The following is a 14,801-nucleotide window of genomic DNA, read 5'->3' as shown; positions in this document are numbered from 1 at the left end:
TCATGGAGGTGGCGCTTCACACCCATGCCGACATGCTCGACCATCGGCCCGGCGACGGCCATGCCGAACGACCAGAGCGCCTGCGGGCGGTGATCGACGCGCTGGAGGACGACGGCGGGCTGGACCTGGAGATCTTCGAGGCCCCGCTGGTCGATCTGGCCGATCTGGCCCTGGTGCATCCGCAGGACTACATCGAGACCATCCTGGCCGCCGCTCCGCATGGCGGGACCCGGGCCCTGGACCCTGACACCATCCTGTCGACCGGCAGCCTGAAGGCCGCGCGCCGGGCGGCCGGGGCGGTTGCCGCCGCCGTGCGGGCCGTGGCGGCGGGCCAACGCACCCGGGCCTTCTGCGCCGTTCGCCCGCCGGGGCACCATGCAGAGCCGGACGCCGCGATGGGCTTTTGCGTGTTCTCCAACATCGCCGTGGCCGCTCGCGTGGCCCAGGCCTCGGGCCTGAAGCGCGTGGCCATCGTCGATTTCGACGTTCACCACGGTAACGGCACCCAGGCCGCGTTCGAGAACGACGCCTCGGTTTTCTTCGCCTCGATCCACCAGTCGCCGCTCTATCCGGGCACCGGCGATCCGGCGGAGACCGGAGTCGGCAATGTCGCCAACGCCATCGTGCCGCCCCATGCGCCTCGAGAAGCCTGGCGCTACGGCTTCGAGGGGCTGATGGATCAGGTCGATGGCTTCGCGCCGGACCTGATCCTGGTGTCGGCCGGCTTCGACGCCCATGTCCGCGACCCCTTGGCCCAGCAAAGCCTGGAGGCCGAGGATTTCGCCTGGGCGACCCGGGCGATCGTCTCGGTGGCCAACCGCCGATGCGGCGGGCGTATTGTTTCCTCGCTCGAGGGCGGCTACGACCTAGAAGCGCTCGGCCGCTCGGCGGCCGCCCATGTCAAAGCGTTGCAGGAGGGGTGAAGGGCTCAGGGATTCGCGCACGGCGCGAAGTCGAGCTTCCAGAATCTATGGCCGACGAACCCAGCGCCGACCACCTTTTCCCGGCTGTCCGGCCCGGCGCCATCACGCTGGCTCGTCACGGCGAACCGGCCCTGTCGCGCAAGATCCGCTTCAACGCTCCGGCCTATGGCGAATGGTGGGCGCGCTACGAGGAGGGCGGCTTGTTGCCCGGCCAGACGCCGCCCGCCTCGCTGCTGACCACCGCCCAGCGGGCCGGCGTCATCGTCGCCTCGACCCGCCGCCGCTCGATCGAGACCGCTGACGCGGTCGCCGCCGGCAGGGTGTTCGCGCGCGATCCGCTGTTCATCGAGGCTCCGCTGCCGCCGCCGCCCTGGCCGCCCTGGATCCGCATGTCGCCCAAGAACTGGGGCTTTTTCGCCCGTTTCTGGTGGTGGTTCTTCGATCACCATGCCGGCCAGGAGAGCCGCGCCGAAGCCGACACCCGCGCAGACCAGGCCGCCGACCTGCTGATCGGCCTGTCCGAGAACGGCCAGGAAGTGTTGCTGATCGCCCATGGCTTCTTCAACACCATGATCGGCTTGTCCCTGCAGAAGCGCGGCCTAAAGAAGACCCTGGACCAGGGGTTCAAATACTGGTGCGTGAAGCGCTTCGAGCGGGTCTAGGCGCCCGTCAGAGCGTCAGCCGCGTCCATCCCCTGAACTTCGTTCACCAAATGCCGAGCCAACGGCGTTGCCCGAGCGGCGCCCCGCCACTAGGGTGCGCCGGTTCGCCCCGGAGTAGAAATGATCAGTCCGCAAGATCTTGAAGGCATGAGCTTCGAGCAGGCCTTGGCCAGGCTGGAGCAGATCGTCGGCGAGCTGGAGTCCGGCAAGGCCGAGCTCGAGCGCTCGATCGAGATCTACGAAGATGGCGCTGCGCTGAAGGCCCATTGCGAGAAGAAGCTGGAAGCCGCTCGCCTGAAGGTCGAAAAGATCGTGCTCGGCCAAGGCGGGGCCGTGACCGCCGAGGCGGCCGAGTTCAACTGATGGGTCAGGCCTCTCCCCAGATCGGCTATGAGGATTTCGAGCGCGTCGATATTCGCATCGGCACGATCATCGAGGCCGCGCCATTTCCGGAGGCGCGCAAGCCGGCCTACAAGCTGACTATCGATTTTGGTCCCGCGATCGGGATCAAGAAGTCCTCGGCCCAGGTCACCAAGCACTACCAGCTGGACGAGCTGGTCGGCCGCCGGGTGGCCGCCGTGGTCAATTTTCCGCCGCGCCAGATCGGACCCATGAAGTCGGAGGTCCTGTGCCTGGGCTTCCCCGACGCCGAGGGCGGGGTGGTGCTGGTCGATGTGGACCGTGACGTTCCCAACGGGGGAAAACTGTTTTGATCGACCTCGAGAAGCGCATCGTCCAAGCTGCCGATATCGTCACCGTGGCGCTGGACGAGCTGTTGCCGCGCGCCGAGGGCCCGGAAAGCCGGCTGACCGAGGCCATGCGCTATGCGGCCCTGGGTCCTGGCAAACGGCTGCGGCCATTCTTCGCCCTGGAAACCGGCAAGATGTTCGACCTGCCCGAGCGACCGGTGCTGCGGGCGGCCTGCGCGCTGGAATGTATCCACGCCTACAGCCTGGTGCATGACGACCTGCCGGCCATGGACGATGACGACATGCGTCGCGGCCGTCCAACCGTGCATATCCAGTACGACGAGGCCACGGCCATCCTGGCCGGCGACGCGCTACAGACTGCGGCCTTTGAGATCATGGCCCACCCCGACACTCACGACGATGGCAATGTGCGCTCTGAGCTGGTGCGCAAGCTGGCCATCGCCTCGGGCGCCAAAGGCATGTGCGGCGGCCAGATGATCGACCTGCTGGGCGTCCGCGACGACCTGGGGGCCGTGGCCCGCATGCAGCGCCTGAAAACCGGCGCCCTGATCGCGTTTGCCTTCGAGATTCCGCTGATCATCGCCCGGGCCAAGCCGGAAGAGCGCTCGGCCCTGATGGGATTTGCCCAGGACCTCGGCCTGGCCTACCAGATCGTCGACGACATTCTCGACGTCGAGGGCGACGAGGCTGTGCTGGGCAAGGCGGCCGGCGGCAAGGACGACGCCAAGGGCAAGGCCAACTATGTCACGCTGCTGGGCCTCGACGCGGCCAAGGAGCGGGTCAACCTGTTGGCCGTGCAAACCAAGTCACATCTCGATATATTCGGCGAACGAGCCGATCATCTACGCCGCAGCGTGGATTTCGTGCTGGACCGACGCAACTGACCGCGCTTTCTTCGGACATGCCTGTTTTGACCCCTCTTCTCGACACCATCTCGTCACCGGCCGACACGCGCGGCTTCAGCGTGGCTGAACTCAAGCAGTTGGCGAGCGAGGTGCGGGCCGAGACCATCGACGCCGTCTCGGTGACCGGCGGCCATCTGGGCGCGGGCCTGGGCGTGGTCGAGCTGACCGTCGCCCTGCACCACGTGTTCGAGACGCCCAAGGACATCGTCATCTGGGACGTCGGCCACCAGGCCTATCCGCACAAGATCCTTACCGGTCGCCGCGACCGCATCCGCACCCTGCGCCAGGGCGGCGGCCTGTCGGGCTTCACCAAGCGGGCCGAGAGCGAATACGACCCGTTCGGCGCGGCCCACGCGGCCACCTCGATCTCGGCGGCCCTGGGCTTCTGCGCCGCCCGCGATGCGAAAGGCGAGAACAACAGCGTCATCGCCGTGATCGGCGACGGTTCGATGAGCGCCGGCATGGCCTATGAGGCGATGAACGCCGCGGTCGACACCACCAAGCGCCTGATCGTCATCCTCAACGACAACGACATGTCGATCGCCCCGCCGGTGGGCGGCATGAGCGCCTATCTGGCCAACCTGGTTTCCGGCGGCGCCTATCGCAAGGTGCGCAAGCTGGGCAAGACCGTGGTCGAGAAGCTGCCCACGCCGCTGCGCGACGCGGCCAAGAAGGCCGAGGAATATGCCCGCGGCATGGTCACCGGCGGCACCTTCTTCGAGGAACTGGGCTTCCACTATGTCGGCCCGATCGACGGCCACGACATGGACGCCCTGGTCAGCGTGCTGAAGAACGTCAAGAACTTCGACGAGAAGCCGGTGCTGGTCCATGTCGTCACCCAGAAGGGCAAGGGCTACGCCCCGGCCGAGGGCGCCGACGACAAACTCCATGCGGTGGTCAAGTTCGACGTGGTCACCGGCCAGCAGCACAAGGCCGCCGCCGGCCCGCCCAGCTACACCAAGGTCTTCGCCCAGGAGCTGATCAAGCACGCGGCGATCGACCCGACCATCGTGGCGATCACCGCCGCCATGCCCTCGGGCACAGGGCTGGATTTGTTCGGCAAGGTCTATCCCGAGCGCACCTTCGACGTCGGCATCGCCGAGCAGCACGCGGTGACCTTCGCCGCCGGCCTGGCCGCCGACGGCATGAAGCCGTTCGCGGCGATCTATTCCACCTTCCTGCAGCGCGGCTATGATCAGGTGATCCACGACGTCGCCATCCAGCGCTTGCCGGTGCGTTTCGCCATGGACCGGGCTGGCCTGGTGGGCGCCGACGGCCCGACCCACGCCGGCACCTTCGACATCGGCTTTATGGGGGCTCTGCCCGGCATGGTGCTGATGGCCGCCGCTGACGAGCTGGAGCTGGCCCACATGGTCGCCACGGCCGTGGCCATCGACGACCGCCCCAGCGCCTTCCGCTATCCGCGCGGCGAGGGCCTGGGCCTGACCCTGCCGGCCCTGGCCGAGCCGCTGGAGATCGGCAAGGGCCGCATCGTCCGCGAGGGGACCAGCGTCGCCATCGTTTCGCTGGGCACCCGCCTGGCCGAATGCCTGAAGGCCGCCGACCTGCTGGCCGCGCGCGGTCTCTCGGCCACCGTCGCCGACGCCCGCTTCGCCAAGCCGCTGGATGTGGATATGCTGCTGCGGCTGGCCCGCGAGCACGAGGCGATCATCACGGTGGAAGAGGGCGCCATGGGCGGCTTCGGGGCCTTCGTGCTCCAGGCCCTGGCCCAGCACGGCGCGCTCGATCGCGGCCTGAAGATCCGCACCCTGGTCCTGCCCGACGTCTTCCAGGACCAGGACAAGCCCGAGATCATGTACGCCCAGGCCGGCCTCGACGCCGAGGGCATCCTGCGCGGGTGTTTGTCGGCGCTGGGCATCGACAACATCAGCGCGGCGGGGCGGCGGGCTTAGACTAGCGCCCCCTAGGGTGCTCGGGCGTTGCGGGGGGAGCGAGCGGTGAAATCAGGTCGGACCTATTGCCGCGTCCTGGGCTTCGCCTTGGCTGGGCTGCTTGGTCTGTCCGGGTGCGCGACAACGGCGCCTGACACGGGAGCAAAAAGTCTATCGGCGCTGCGCCTAGCCTTGACCGCGCCCGTCAATGAACTGCGGGCGCGCGCCGAAGCTGGAGATGCCCAAGCGCAGTACGGCTTATCGGTGTTAACCGCCCGAGGTCTACGCGGAGTTCCGGTCGATCTCGAGCGGTCAGCGAATTGGCGCCAACGCGCTATGGCGGTTCGGGGCTCGACACAAATCACTCAGTATATTGCTGGACTCAATGGCAGTCCGGGGCGTGTGGCGATGTTGAACGTGCCTAGATATGAACTGAACGCGAGTGACGCGGCGGCGAACGACAAGTGTGCGGCGATGTTGTTTGCATGGATAAATATGCCTTTACCCGTAATAGCGGACGCTGCGGCCAGCGTCTGCGGAGGGATGGACTCCGCTCTAGAGTTGAGAGATCTCGCACAGGTTGGGTGAAGCCGACAATGAGATCGAAGTAGATAGCCACACGCTCCGTTCCACATTGGCCTCGTAAGCGGGGCGACACTCTGCAGCATTGGGGGCGTGGACACTCGTTCGAGCGGATGGCTTCGGTTGCCTTCCGCGGCACGTTTTGATGCCGGACGTGGCTACCATCCAAGGGAGGGACGATGCGTAATCTGATCATCACGAGCCTGCTGCTCCTCGCCGCCAGCCCGGCCTTGGCCGATCCCAAGGGCGAGACCCGCTACACCGTCGACCAGCCCGGCGGCCGCCCGGCCGACGCACGACTGGTCTGGGCCGATGAGTTCGACCGCCCCGGCGCGGTGGACCCGCGCAAATGGCGGTTCGACATCTCGCGCAACAAGCTGGGCTGGTGGAATGACGAGCGGCAGTACTATGCCGCCGGTCGCCGCGAGAACGTGCGGGTGGAGGACGGGCGGCTAATCATCGAGGCGCGCCACGACGACCTGGCCGATCCGAAGCCGACCGACTGGGGCGGCCAGCGCTACAGCTCGGCCAAGCTGATGACCCAGGGCCTGGCCGGCTGGACCTACGGCTTCTTCGAGGTGCGCGCGAAGCTGGCCTGCGGTCGCGGAACCTGGCCGGCGATCTGGATGATGCCCGCCGACCCCAAGGCGCCTTGGCCGCAGGGCGGCGAGATCGACATCATGGAGCATGTCGGCTGGGACGAGGGCGTGGTGCACGGCACGCTGCATACCGGGAAATACAACCACGCGGTCGGCAAGGCGCGCGGCGGGGCGGCCAAGTTGCCCGACGTCTGCGGGGCTTTTCACCGCTACCAGCTGGACTGGAACAAGGACCGTATCCTGATCGGCGTGGACGACCGCGCCTTCGTGCGGATCGACAACGACCAGCCGGGCGATGTCGGCGCCTGGCCGTTCGACAAGCCGCAATATCTGATCCTCAACCTCGCGGTCGGCGGCTGGGGCGGCCAGAAGGGCATAGACGACGCCGCGCTCCCGGCCCGGTTCGAGGTGGACTATGTGCGGGTCTATCAGCAGGGGCGGTGAAGCTGTCGACATTCAGCCGCGCGCCCCCATTCGACCGTCATTCCCGCCCTTGTGGCGGGAACCCCTCTGTCCGCCGCAAGGGCAGGGGTGTGGCGCGCCCGCGCGCCAAGGCGCTTCACCGTCGGCTGAACCAGGGGTTCCCGCCACAAGGACGGGAATGACGGTCAAAAAAAGGAGATGGCTTGGAGCAGGTCGGTCGCTCAAAGCTCAAAGCGCCAATCACCCCAAGGAAGGCGTCAGGCCCCACATGCCTTGAAGAACGCCTTCACCCCCGCCCGGTCGCTCGGCGCGGCGTCGAGGTTGTGGCGTTCGTCGGCGACCAGCAGGGTCAGGTCGCCGGTGCGGCGGAAGGCGCTGAGAGCCGAGGCGTCGGTCGTGGTTCGGGCCTGCAGCAGGCCTTCCGCCATGTCCGAGGCCATTCGCTGGGCCGGCAGGCGGGTGACGACGCGACCCGAGGCCAGGGCGATTTCGCGACCAGATAGGCTGGTCGCGGTCACGGTGACCGCCGAGGTGCCCGGCGCGCAGGCCAGCATAATCACCACGTCGTCGCTGTTGGGACGGCCATAGGCCAGTTTCAGGCCGTCGCCCGTATTGTCCATGTAGCTCCAGCCGTAGCCGGGCGCCGACGATCTTTCCGAGGCGCAGGCGCCAAGGGCGAGGGCCAGAAACAGGGCGGGCGCGATCAGGCGGCGAGACATGGGCGGGTTCCCCTTCGTTAGGAGAACGCCGGTAGAGCTTACAGGTTCACAACCGCCAGTCGGTGACCCCGTCGCCGCCTGCCCTCAACGTCCCCACTCGGCCGATGGCGAAGGCGTCCTGAGCGGTCAGGGCCGCCAAGGTGTCACCATCGTCACCAGGCACGCGGGCCAGGACGCGGCCCCCTGCCGTGCGGACGATGGCCACCCCGTGGGTCGGGGCGCCGTCGCGGTCGTAGAGCACGGTGTGGGTCTCCAGCCGCGCCGGCCCCTCGGCGGCTTCCAGGAAGGCCGGAACGGAGCCGCGCCGAGCGTCGGCTTGCGCCTGCACGCTGGCCGGCCTTAGCAGGGCTCCGTCGTCAGGGCATGGCCGGTCACCGAGCACCAGGCCATGGTGCTTGGTGACGAACTCGCCCTGGCCGTAGAGCAGGCCGGTCCCGCCGCCGTCGCGCAGTCGCCGGGTCATGGCGACCGCCGCGTGGGTCATGTAGTCGTTCATCGGCGCCCCGAAGAAGGTCAGGCCGCCGGTCACGGTCGGGGTCAGGCCTTCTGGCAAGCCGAGGGTGCGCCGCGCCATCTTCGGCACGCAGGGGAAGCAGCTGTAGAGCTCCAGGGCGTCGAAGCCACCCAAACCTTGGGCAACCATGCCGCCGACCGCCTCCAACACCGCGTCCTGGGCCGCCGAGCCGTAATAGTGGTCTCGTTGCAGATAGTCGCCAGGCTCCCGCGCCGACGCCCCGCCCCAGACGAACACCAGCCGTTCGTCGGCGATCCCGGCGGCCCGCGCCGCAGCAAGGCTGGTCAGGATCACCGCCGCGCCCTGGTTCACCGCCATGTTGGCGACCATCAGCTTGGTATAGGGCCAGGCGATCGGCCGGTTGTCGGGGCGCGGGGTGGTGATCTCCTCGGCGGTGAAGGCGCGCTTGATCCAGGCGTTGGGTTGCTCCGCCGCCACCGCCGCATAGGCCGACCACAGGGCGCCGGACTCGGCCAGGGCCTGGCGCGGCGTCTGGCCCCAATGATGGGCGCTGGCGTTCTCGTAGAACGGATAGACGCTGACCGGCAGGAAGACGCCCAGCTTTAGGGCCAGCGGGTGGACCTCGATGCGCGGACCGCCGCCCGTCGCCGGCGGCTTGGCCGGCCAGGGCAGGTCGACCCCTGCGGCGCGGGCCTTGTTGACGCTCCACTGCGCCTCGGCCCCGACCACGGCGCAGACCTGCGCCTCGCCCCGGGCGATCCGCTGGGCGGCCTCGTGCAGGAACCGCACCGGGCTCTCGCCGCCGACCGGGCCGTAGACGGCGCGGGCCGGGGCGATGCCCAGCCGGGCGCACAGCTCGGCGGCGGGGTCGGCATAGCGCCAGCTCAATTGGTTGACGACATCCAGTGAGCCGACCTTGGCCAGGAACCCGCCGCCCGCGTCGCTATCGGCTTCGCGCAGCGCTTGGGCCATTAGGGCCAACGGGTCGAGGGCCTGGCTCAGGTCGGTCGGCCGGTCGAGCGCCTCGCCGATCCCGACGATGACGGGGATGCGGCCAAGATCCGCAAGAGGGGCGTTCACAGCACGGGCTCCCCGTGGCTTTCGGCGATCAGGGCGCGCTGGTAGCCGGCACGGGCTTTCATCCGCTCCAGGTGATCCGTGAAGGCCTTGGGAAACTTGTCAGAGAAGCCCAGGCTCTCGCCGAGCTTCAGGGCGTAGGCTACCGAGATGTCGGCCATGGTGAAGCGCCCGGCGGCGACATAGCCCGTATCGTCCAGCAGCTTGGCCGCCGCCTTGAGCCGCGACAGGAACCACTGCACATAGTCGGCCGCCGCCTGCGGCAGGCGGCGCTCCTCCGGCTCGAACACCGCGTAGCGCAGGTGAATGGTCTGCGGAAAGGTGAGGGTGGCCTCGCCCATGTGCAGGAAGTTCAGATAGGCCCCGAACCCCGGCTCCTCAGGCCCGACGGTCAGGTCGGACGGCCCGTAGCGGCGGGCCAGATACTCGCCGATCGCCGCCGACTCGCTCATCATCGTGTCGCCGTCGAACAGGGTCGGGGTCGTGCCGAGCGGGTTGACGTCCAGATAGCCCGGCTCGCGGACTCGCGGCGGGAAGGCCGTCAGCCGCAGTTCATAGGGCAGGCCCAGCTCCTCAAGCGCCCAAAGGGCCCGGAACGAGCGCGCGCCGACGCAGTGATAGAGCGTGATCATCCAGGGGCCTCTGGCTTCTCCGCTGAGCATCCGACGGAACGGCGAGCCGCGCCACCGTGCCGCTACGGCGCCGAGGCCCGGTCGCGGACCTTGGCCTTGAGCTCAGCGGACTCAGCGGACGCCGGCCGGCCCGAATTGCGCTCCATCGCCACCTGGTGGGGATAGGGAAAGCTCAGCCCCTGGGCCTCCAGCCGTTCCTTGCCGGCCTTGAGCAGGTCGAACCGGGTGTCCATCCAGTCGCCTGGCGCGGCCCAGCAGCGCAGGGTCACGCTGACGCTGCTGTCGAGCAGCGCGGTCACCTTTATCCAGGGCTTGGGCTCCGACAGCACCCGGCGGTCGCTGTTGGCCACCTCCAGCAGGGTGGCCAGGGCCAGGTCTAGATCGTCCTCGTAGTCGACATTGAACGCCAGCTCTATGCGCCGGCGCCCGGCGCGGGTGATGTTGACGATCATGTCGCCAAACACCTTGCCGTTGGGCAGGAACAGGGTCAGGCCGTCATAGTCGAGCAGCCTGGTGTTGAAGAGGTCCATGGCTTGGACCACGCCCTGGCGGCCGTTCAGCTCGACCTTGTCACCCACCCGATAGGGGCGCTGCAGCAGCAGCATCACCCCGGCGGCGACATTGCTCAGCGTGCCTTGCAAGGCCAGGCCGATAGCCAGTGACGCCGCGCCCAGCACCGCGATCACCGAGGTGGCCTGCACGCCCAGCTGCTGCAGAACCGCGATCAGGCCGATGGCGACGATGACGTACTTGACCAGGGCCGAGACGAAGCTGCCCAGGGCCTTGTCGGCCGGGTGCTGCTGCCTTTGAACGCGTTCGAGTCCCGCCTCGGCCAGGCGGCCCAGGCGGTTGGCCGCCCACAGGGTGCCGGCCAGGATCAGGGCGGCGACCAGGATGCGCACCGAGAAGGCGCCCAGGGTGGCGGCCAGGTTTCGCAGCATCACCGGATCGCCGGACGCGGCCAGGCCGACCATGTCGAAGAACGGCGCGACGGGATCGGCGGGTTGGGCGAGCATGGTTCCCTTTCCGCGATGGAGTCGCGTTAGGGGCCTTAAACCGCGCGGCGGCGGTCCCGGTTGCCTATCGAGACCCCATGCAAACGATTGTCCGCGTTTGGGCTCACGCGATCCGTGCGTCATTCCCCACAGGGGTATAACTAGATTACGAGGGGGAGAATGGTGGGCGCAGTAGGATTCGAACCTACGACCCGCTGATTAAGAGTCAGCTGCTCTACCAACTGAGCTATGCGCCCGTCCGGCCCGAAGCGGTGGTCTGCCTCGGCGGCGAGGCGCGGAACATACGCAAAGAATCTTGGAACGCAAGGGACTATTTTTTGGCCAGACGAGACATCAGCGGCGCGGTCGATTTCGCCTATCTGGAAGGGTTCGCGGCCGGCGATTCGGCGGTCATAGACGAGGTGCTGGCCCTGTTTCGCGAACAGGCCGCCCTGTGGTCGCCGATGCTTAGCAAGAGCCATCCGGGCTGGGGCGATGCGGTCCACACGGTCAAGGGCGCTGCGCGCGGCGTGGGGGCCTTCGCGCTGGGCGACGTGTGCCAGAACGCGGAGGACGGCAGTGGAAGCCTCGAAGCGGTGCGCAACGCGCTGGACCTGGCGCTGATGGACATCGCCGCCTACGCGCACGAACGGGCGCTGCGGTCGTTGAAGGGTTAGGGCGTCTCAAGGTTGCGCGCTGGCCGACCCTAGGGCATGGAAAGGCCACGCTTATCGGGGAACCACATGCGCTCGGCCATCATCGGATTTCTTATTGTCCTAAGTGTATTGTTGCCGGCGAACGCCAGCGCTGGGGCCGCGATCTACGCTATCAAAACCCACCCCGATGGGCGGGCCTACCTTGGTTCAGACGTCTTTGTGGCAGGGCGAACGCCTGACTTCTCGCAAAACATGCTCGACAGCGCGCTTGACGTAACCGACGACCGGGTGCGGCACGTAGCGACCGGCCTGACGTTGCCGCTTCGTACCGACCATTGCGCTATGAGGGGCTTTTATGGGGTGCGTGTTCAGGTGGCAGGCTTCGGCGAATTCCTGAGTTTCCAGCATGGTGGACGGGGTTATTACACCTGTGATCCGGACCATGGCCCCGCCTTTGTGAACTTCAGCCTCGAAGTCGATATCGGTGGCCCGGAAGATTATGCAGGTCCCGAGGACCTCGCTCGGCGTTTGCTGAGGGGGGGCATGATGCCCGAGGGCGACCCGGCTGCCATCGTTTGTACCTCGTCCACCACCCTTGGAATGCTCAAAGTTGACTGCGAGCGTAGCGGGACCTTTGAGGGACACGCCATCCAAGAGCGTGGAACAGTTTTCGTCAAAGGCACCGACAGCTTTATCAAGTTCAGCATCGCTTGCTTAGCGGAGGAATGCCCGACCGCAGCCAAGGGCCTTTCTGATCTCGTCGCAGCCATTGATGTCTCGAGCCTGCAGGCCGACGCGGTGGTGCCGTGACTGACTCAGAAGGCCTATGAGCCCTTCGTCCGGTCCCAGCTGTCGTACTCATAGGCGATGCAGCGGTCGACCAGGGTGCGCCACACTGGCTCGGCGATGGCTTCGGATAGCCCCGACTCGCGGGCCGCCGCGCGAACCTTCGCGACCACGTCCTCGATCCGCGCCCGGTCGAACACCTTGCCGCGGTCGGGCTTGATGCGGGCGGCGGCGTCCATGTAGCCCTGGCGCTCGGTCAGCAGGGCCACCAGGGCCCGGTCCAGGGCGTCGACGCCCTGGCGCACGTCGGCCATGGACTGACAGTCGGCGGGAACCAGCCGTTCGCCGACCTCGATATTCGTCTTGACCATTTAGCCCTAGATGCCCGCGCCGTTGTCCATGGTGAGGAGGGCCGCCTCGTGGGCGGCCGCCTCGGCCTGCAGCCAGGAAACGAACGCCTTGACTTGCGGCAGTCGTCCCTTGGCCTTGGGATGGACGACGTAATAGGCGAAGTCGACGGCCGTGGGAATCTCGAAGGGGATGACCAGTCGGCCGGCGTCCAGATCGGCCTGGGCCAAGGTCTGTTTGGCCAAGGCGATACCCCGTCCATTGGCGGCGGCCTCGATCACCATGCTCGACTGGTTGAAGCGCGGCCCGCGCGCCCCGTCCACCGACCGGATGCCGCGCGCCGCCAGCCACATGGCCCAGTCGGGGCAGCTGTCGTCGGCGTCGGGCGAGCCGTCATGCAGCAGGATGTGGTGGGCAAGGCCCTCGGGCGATTCGAGCGGGTTGCTGGCCAGCAGCTCAGGCGAGGCGACCGGGATCACCGTCTCGTTGAGCAGGCGGATGACCTCCAGCCCCGGATAGCGGCCCGAACCGTAGCGGATGGCGAGATCCACCTCGCCGGCCCCGAAATCGACGACCTCCATGCCGGCCGACAGCCAGACATCGACCTGGGGCTGGGCCTGCTCGAACTTACCCAGGCGCGGCACCAGCCACTTGGCGGCGAAGGAGGGCGCGGCGGTCAGGGTCAGGCGGCGGCCATCGACGGCGGCGGTCAGCAGAGAGGCGGCCTCGGCCAGACGGTCGAAAGCCTCGCGCAGGGCGGGCAGGGCGGTCTGGGCGGCGTCGGTCAGCAGCAGGCCCTTGGGCGTGCGCTTGAACAGGGCCGCGCCCACATAGTCCTCAAGGTTCTGGATCTGCTGGCTGACGGCGCCGGGCGTCACCGACAGCTCGTCGGCCGCGCGGCTAAAGTTCAGATGGCGCGCGGCGGCCTCGAACGCGCGCAGGGCGTTGAGGGGCGGTAGGCGACGCCGTTCCGACTGTCTTTCCATGAGTTTTACTAAACGCCCCGGCAGAAGACCTTGTTTGCGAAGTGACCCGGTCGCGACCAATTTGCAAGCGTTCGCTGATGGAGACGGCCCTTTTCATCGGTGAACGCGAGCGGGGCGGACCCTAGGGTTCGCCCCGTAATGCTTTGGCGCTAACCGGTTTGGCCAAGAGGCCGGCCCGGCGTTTCGTCGATGGCGTTTGGCTTATAGAGGACCTGAATCATGGCTCGGCCCACGGTCCGATCCGCCTCCGCCCGTACGACCCCCGGCCTCGTCGTCATCGGCGGCGGCGAGAGCGTCCGCGCGCCGGGTCGCGTGACCTTGGTCGGGGCCGGCCCCGGCGATCCTGAGCTTCTGACGATCAAGGCCCTGAAGGCCCTGCAAGCGGCCGACGTCATCGTCCATGACGGCCTGGTGTCCGACGAGATCCTCGACGTGGCGCCGCGCGGCGCTCAGCGGATCAATGTCGCCAAGCGCAAGTCGCGCCACACCTTGCCGCAGGATGACATCAATCAGCTGCTAGTGGCCCTGGCCCTGGAGGGTCTGGTCGTCGTCCGGCTGAAGGGCGGCGACCCGTTCTTGTTTGGTCGCGGCGGCGAAGAGCTGGCCGCCTGTCGCGAGGCGGGCGTCGAATGCCTGGTGATCCCCGGCGTCACCGCCGCCCTGGCCGCTTCGGCAGGGGCCGGCGCGCCGCTGACCCATCGCGGCTCGGCCCAGGCCGTGACCTTTGTCACCGGTCATGCGGCGCACGGCGATCCCGATCTGGACTGGACCGCGCTGGCGCGACCGAACCAGACGGTGGTCGTCTATATGGGCGTCAGCACCGCCGCCCTGATCTCTGCGCGTCTGACGGCGGCCGGCCGCGACGCCGCCACCCCGGCCCTGATCGTCGAGAACGCCAGCCGCCCCGACGAGCGCCGTATCCTCACCACGCTCGGCCAGATGGCCGTCGCCGCCGACGGATTGCGAGGTCCGGCGTTGCTGATGGTCGGCGAATCGATGGCCATGGCCGTCGAGGCGGCGCCCGACATCATCTCCTCCACCCTCCAGCGCGCGAGCCCCCGGTCATGAAGGTCCTCACCGCCAATCGGCTGATCGACGGCGACGTCGTGTTCTGGAAGGCCGGCCGCTGGGTCGAGGGCTTCGGCGAGGCCGAGCTGTTCGACGAAGCGCATGAGGCCGACGCCGAGGCGGCGGTCGCCAAGGGCAAGACCCAGGCGACCACGGTCATCGACGCCTATCTGATCGACGTGGCGCAGGTCGAGGGCGGCCTGGCCCCGGTCAGCTACCGCGAACGCATCCGGGCCCTGGGCCCTACCAACGAACCCACCCACGGCAAGCAGGCCGTCGGCGGCGAGGTGATCGAGGCGCTGCGCCATGCCCACGGCGCCGCCCGCTCCACCGGCCGCGTAGACCTGATCCGCAGGAAGTAAG

General features: G+C 67.8%; 17 protein-coding genes and 1 tRNA gene. 11 read left to right on the top strand and 7 right to left on the bottom strand.

The annotated features are described in order from the left end of the window. The first annotated feature begins 2 nt into the window (after positions 1-2). The 7 genes from ACP694_RS12165 (at position 3) to ACP694_RS12135 (ending at position 6,717) form a co-directional block, all read left to right on the top strand. Positions 3-923: a histone deacetylase family protein gene (locus ACP694_RS12165; RefSeq protein WP_426012732.1), complete on the top strand. Its 921-nt coding sequence runs from the start codon at positions 3-5 to the stop codon at positions 921-923. Between the two features lie 47 nt (positions 924-970). Beyond that, positions 971-1,585 (top strand): histidine phosphatase family protein, encoded by a 615-nt coding sequence (locus ACP694_RS12160; RefSeq protein WP_426012731.1) that lies wholly within the window; start codon positions 971-973, stop codon positions 1,583-1,585. Positions 1,586-1,705: 120 nt separating this feature from the next. After that, the gene (locus ACP694_RS12155) at positions 1,706-1,948 is read left to right on the top strand and encodes an exodeoxyribonuclease VII small subunit (RefSeq protein ID WP_056761797.1); all 243 of its coding nucleotides are present in this window, start codon (positions 1,706-1,708) and stop codon (positions 1,946-1,948) included. After that, positions 1,948-2,298: a tRNA-binding protein gene (locus tag ACP694_RS12150; protein ID WP_426012729.1), complete on the top strand. Its 351-nt coding sequence runs from the start codon at positions 1,948-1,950 to the stop codon at positions 2,296-2,298. Before ACP694_RS12155 ends, ACP694_RS12150 begins: the two co-directional genes overlap by 1 nt. Beyond that, on the top strand, positions 2,295-3,179 hold the full coding sequence (locus tag ACP694_RS12145) for a polyprenyl synthetase family protein (RefSeq protein ID WP_426012727.1): 885 nt from the start codon (positions 2,295-2,297) through the stop codon (positions 3,177-3,179). The genes ACP694_RS12150 and ACP694_RS12145 overlap by 4 nt, the downstream gene beginning before the upstream one ends. 17 nt (positions 3,180-3,196) lie before the next feature. Further along, positions 3,197-5,113 (top strand): 1-deoxy-D-xylulose-5-phosphate synthase, encoded by a 1,917-nt coding sequence (gene dxs / locus ACP694_RS12140; protein ID WP_426012725.1) that lies wholly within the window; start codon positions 3,197-3,199, stop codon positions 5,111-5,113. Positions 5,114-5,853: 740 nt separating this feature from the next. Next, a complete protein-coding gene (locus ACP694_RS12135) occupies positions 5,854-6,717 on the top strand; it encodes a glycoside hydrolase family 16 protein (RefSeq protein ID WP_426012723.1) in 864 nt (287 codons plus the stop codon). A 236-nt stretch (positions 6,718-6,953) separates the two neighbouring features. Here the strand turns inward: ACP694_RS12135 and ACP694_RS12130 are convergent, their stop codons facing one another. The 5 genes from ACP694_RS12130 to ACP694_RS12110 all read right to left on the bottom strand — a co-directional run bounded on the left by ACP694_RS12130 (position 6,954) and on the right by ACP694_RS12110 (position 10,851). Further along, a complete protein-coding gene (locus tag ACP694_RS12130; RefSeq protein ID WP_426012721.1) occupies positions 6,954-7,415 on the bottom strand; it encodes a hypothetical protein in 462 nt (153 codons plus the stop codon). A 46-nt stretch (positions 7,416-7,461) separates the two neighbouring features. After that, complete coding sequence (locus ACP694_RS12125; RefSeq protein WP_426012719.1) at positions 7,462-8,970, bottom strand: acetyl-CoA acetyltransferase; 1,509 nt, start codon at positions 8,968-8,970, stop codon at positions 7,462-7,464. After that, positions 8,967-9,599, bottom strand: coding sequence for a glutathione S-transferase family protein (locus ACP694_RS12120; RefSeq protein WP_426012717.1), 633 nt, complete (start codon positions 9,597-9,599; stop codon positions 8,967-8,969). Before ACP694_RS12120 ends, ACP694_RS12125 begins: the two co-directional genes overlap by 4 nt. Positions 9,600-9,661: 62 nt before the next feature. Then, positions 9,662-10,615, bottom strand: a complete 954-nt coding sequence (locus tag ACP694_RS12115) for a mechanosensitive ion channel family protein (protein ID WP_426012715.1) — start codon at positions 10,613-10,615, stop codon at positions 9,662-9,664. Between the two features lie 160 nt (positions 10,616-10,775). Next, a tRNA-Lys gene (locus ACP694_RS12110) sits at positions 10,776-10,851 on the bottom strand. Between the two features lie 81 nt (positions 10,852-10,932). On the opposite strand from ACP694_RS12110, the gene ACP694_RS12105 reads away from it, so the two are divergent. Then, on the top strand, positions 10,933-11,271 hold the full coding sequence (locus ACP694_RS12105) for an Hpt domain-containing protein (RefSeq protein ID WP_426012713.1): 339 nt from the start codon (positions 10,933-10,935) through the stop codon (positions 11,269-11,271). A 66-nt stretch (positions 11,272-11,337) separates the two neighbouring features. Further along, positions 11,338-12,060, top strand: coding sequence for a hypothetical protein (locus tag ACP694_RS12100; protein WP_426012711.1), 723 nt, complete (start codon positions 11,338-11,340; stop codon positions 12,058-12,060). A gap of 14 nt (positions 12,061-12,074) precedes the next feature. Here the strand turns inward: ACP694_RS12100 and ACP694_RS12095 are convergent, their stop codons facing one another. After that, the gene (locus ACP694_RS12095; protein ID WP_426012709.1) at positions 12,075-12,407 is read right to left on the bottom strand and encodes a chorismate mutase; all 333 of its coding nucleotides are present in this window, start codon (positions 12,405-12,407) and stop codon (positions 12,075-12,077) included. A gap of 6 nt (positions 12,408-12,413) precedes the next feature. Further along, positions 12,414-13,370 carry a transcriptional regulator GcvA gene (gcvA, locus tag ACP694_RS12090; protein ID WP_426012708.1) on the bottom strand — a complete coding sequence of 319 codons (957 nt, stop codon included), beginning with the start codon at positions 13,368-13,370 and terminating at the stop codon, positions 12,414-12,416. A 219-nt stretch (positions 13,371-13,589) separates the two neighbouring features. Here gcvA and cobA point away from each other — a divergent pair, with 219 nt between their 5' ends. Together cobA and ACP694_RS12080 are read left to right on the top strand one after the other, a co-directional pair. Then, positions 13,590-14,438, top strand: a complete 849-nt coding sequence (gene cobA, locus ACP694_RS12085; RefSeq protein WP_426012706.1) for a uroporphyrinogen-III C-methyltransferase — start codon at positions 13,590-13,592, stop codon at positions 14,436-14,438. Beyond that, the gene (locus tag ACP694_RS12080; protein ID WP_426012705.1) at positions 14,435-14,800 is read left to right on the top strand and encodes a DUF2849 domain-containing protein; all 366 of its coding nucleotides are present in this window, start codon (positions 14,435-14,437) and stop codon (positions 14,798-14,800) included. Before cobA ends, ACP694_RS12080 begins: the two co-directional genes overlap by 4 nt. Position 14,801: the final 1 nt, after the last annotated feature.

It is taken from the genome of Caulobacter sp. DWR2-3-1b2 (assembly GCF_049896345.1).
Lineage (GTDB): Bacteria > Pseudomonadota > Alphaproteobacteria > Caulobacterales > Caulobacteraceae > Caulobacter.
Note: the sequence above shows the minus strand (reverse complement) of the source record. Positions and strands in the feature narration are given on the sequence as shown.

Excerpts from the sequence above, each read along its gene's own strand:
- ACP694_RS12165 (WP_426012732.1), top strand. The coding sequence starts at position 3 with ATGGAGGTGGCGCTTCACACCCATGCCGACATGCTCGACCATCGGCCC.
- ACP694_RS12160 (WP_426012731.1), top strand. The coding sequence starts at position 971 with ATGGCCGACGAACCCAGCGCCGACCACCTTTTCCCGGCTGTCCGGCCC.
- ACP694_RS12155 (WP_056761797.1), top strand. The coding sequence starts at position 1,706 with ATGATCAGTCCGCAAGATCTTGAAGGCATGAGCTTCGAGCAGGCCTTG.
- ACP694_RS12150 (WP_426012729.1), top strand. The coding sequence starts at position 1,948 with ATGGGTCAGGCCTCTCCCCAGATCGGCTATGAGGATTTCGAGCGCGTC.
- dxs (WP_426012725.1), top strand. The coding sequence starts at position 3,197 with ATGCCTGTTTTGACCCCTCTTCTCGACACCATCTCGTCACCGGCCGAC.
- ACP694_RS12135 (WP_426012723.1), top strand. The coding sequence starts at position 5,854 with ATGCGTAATCTGATCATCACGAGCCTGCTGCTCCTCGCCGCCAGCCCG.
- ACP694_RS12130 (WP_426012721.1), bottom strand. The coding sequence starts at position 7,415 with ATGTCTCGCCGCCTGATCGCGCCCGCCCTGTTTCTGGCCCTCGCCCTT.
- ACP694_RS12120 (WP_426012717.1), bottom strand. The coding sequence starts at position 9,599 with ATGATCACGCTCTATCACTGCGTCGGCGCGCGCTCGTTCCGGGCCCTT.
- ACP694_RS12115 (WP_426012715.1), bottom strand. The coding sequence starts at position 10,615 with ATGCTCGCCCAACCCGCCGATCCCGTCGCGCCGTTCTTCGACATGGTC.
- ACP694_RS12100 (WP_426012711.1), top strand. The coding sequence starts at position 11,338 with ATGCGCTCGGCCATCATCGGATTTCTTATTGTCCTAAGTGTATTGTTG.
- ACP694_RS12095 (WP_426012709.1), bottom strand. The coding sequence starts at position 12,407 with ATGGTCAAGACGAATATCGAGGTCGGCGAACGGCTGGTTCCCGCCGAC.
- gcvA (WP_426012708.1), bottom strand. The coding sequence starts at position 13,370 with ATGGAAAGACAGTCGGAACGGCGTCGCCTACCGCCCCTCAACGCCCTG.
- cobA (WP_426012706.1), top strand. The coding sequence starts at position 13,590 with ATGGCTCGGCCCACGGTCCGATCCGCCTCCGCCCGTACGACCCCCGGC.
- ACP694_RS12080 (WP_426012705.1), top strand. The coding sequence starts at position 14,435 with ATGAAGGTCCTCACCGCCAATCGGCTGATCGACGGCGACGTCGTGTTC.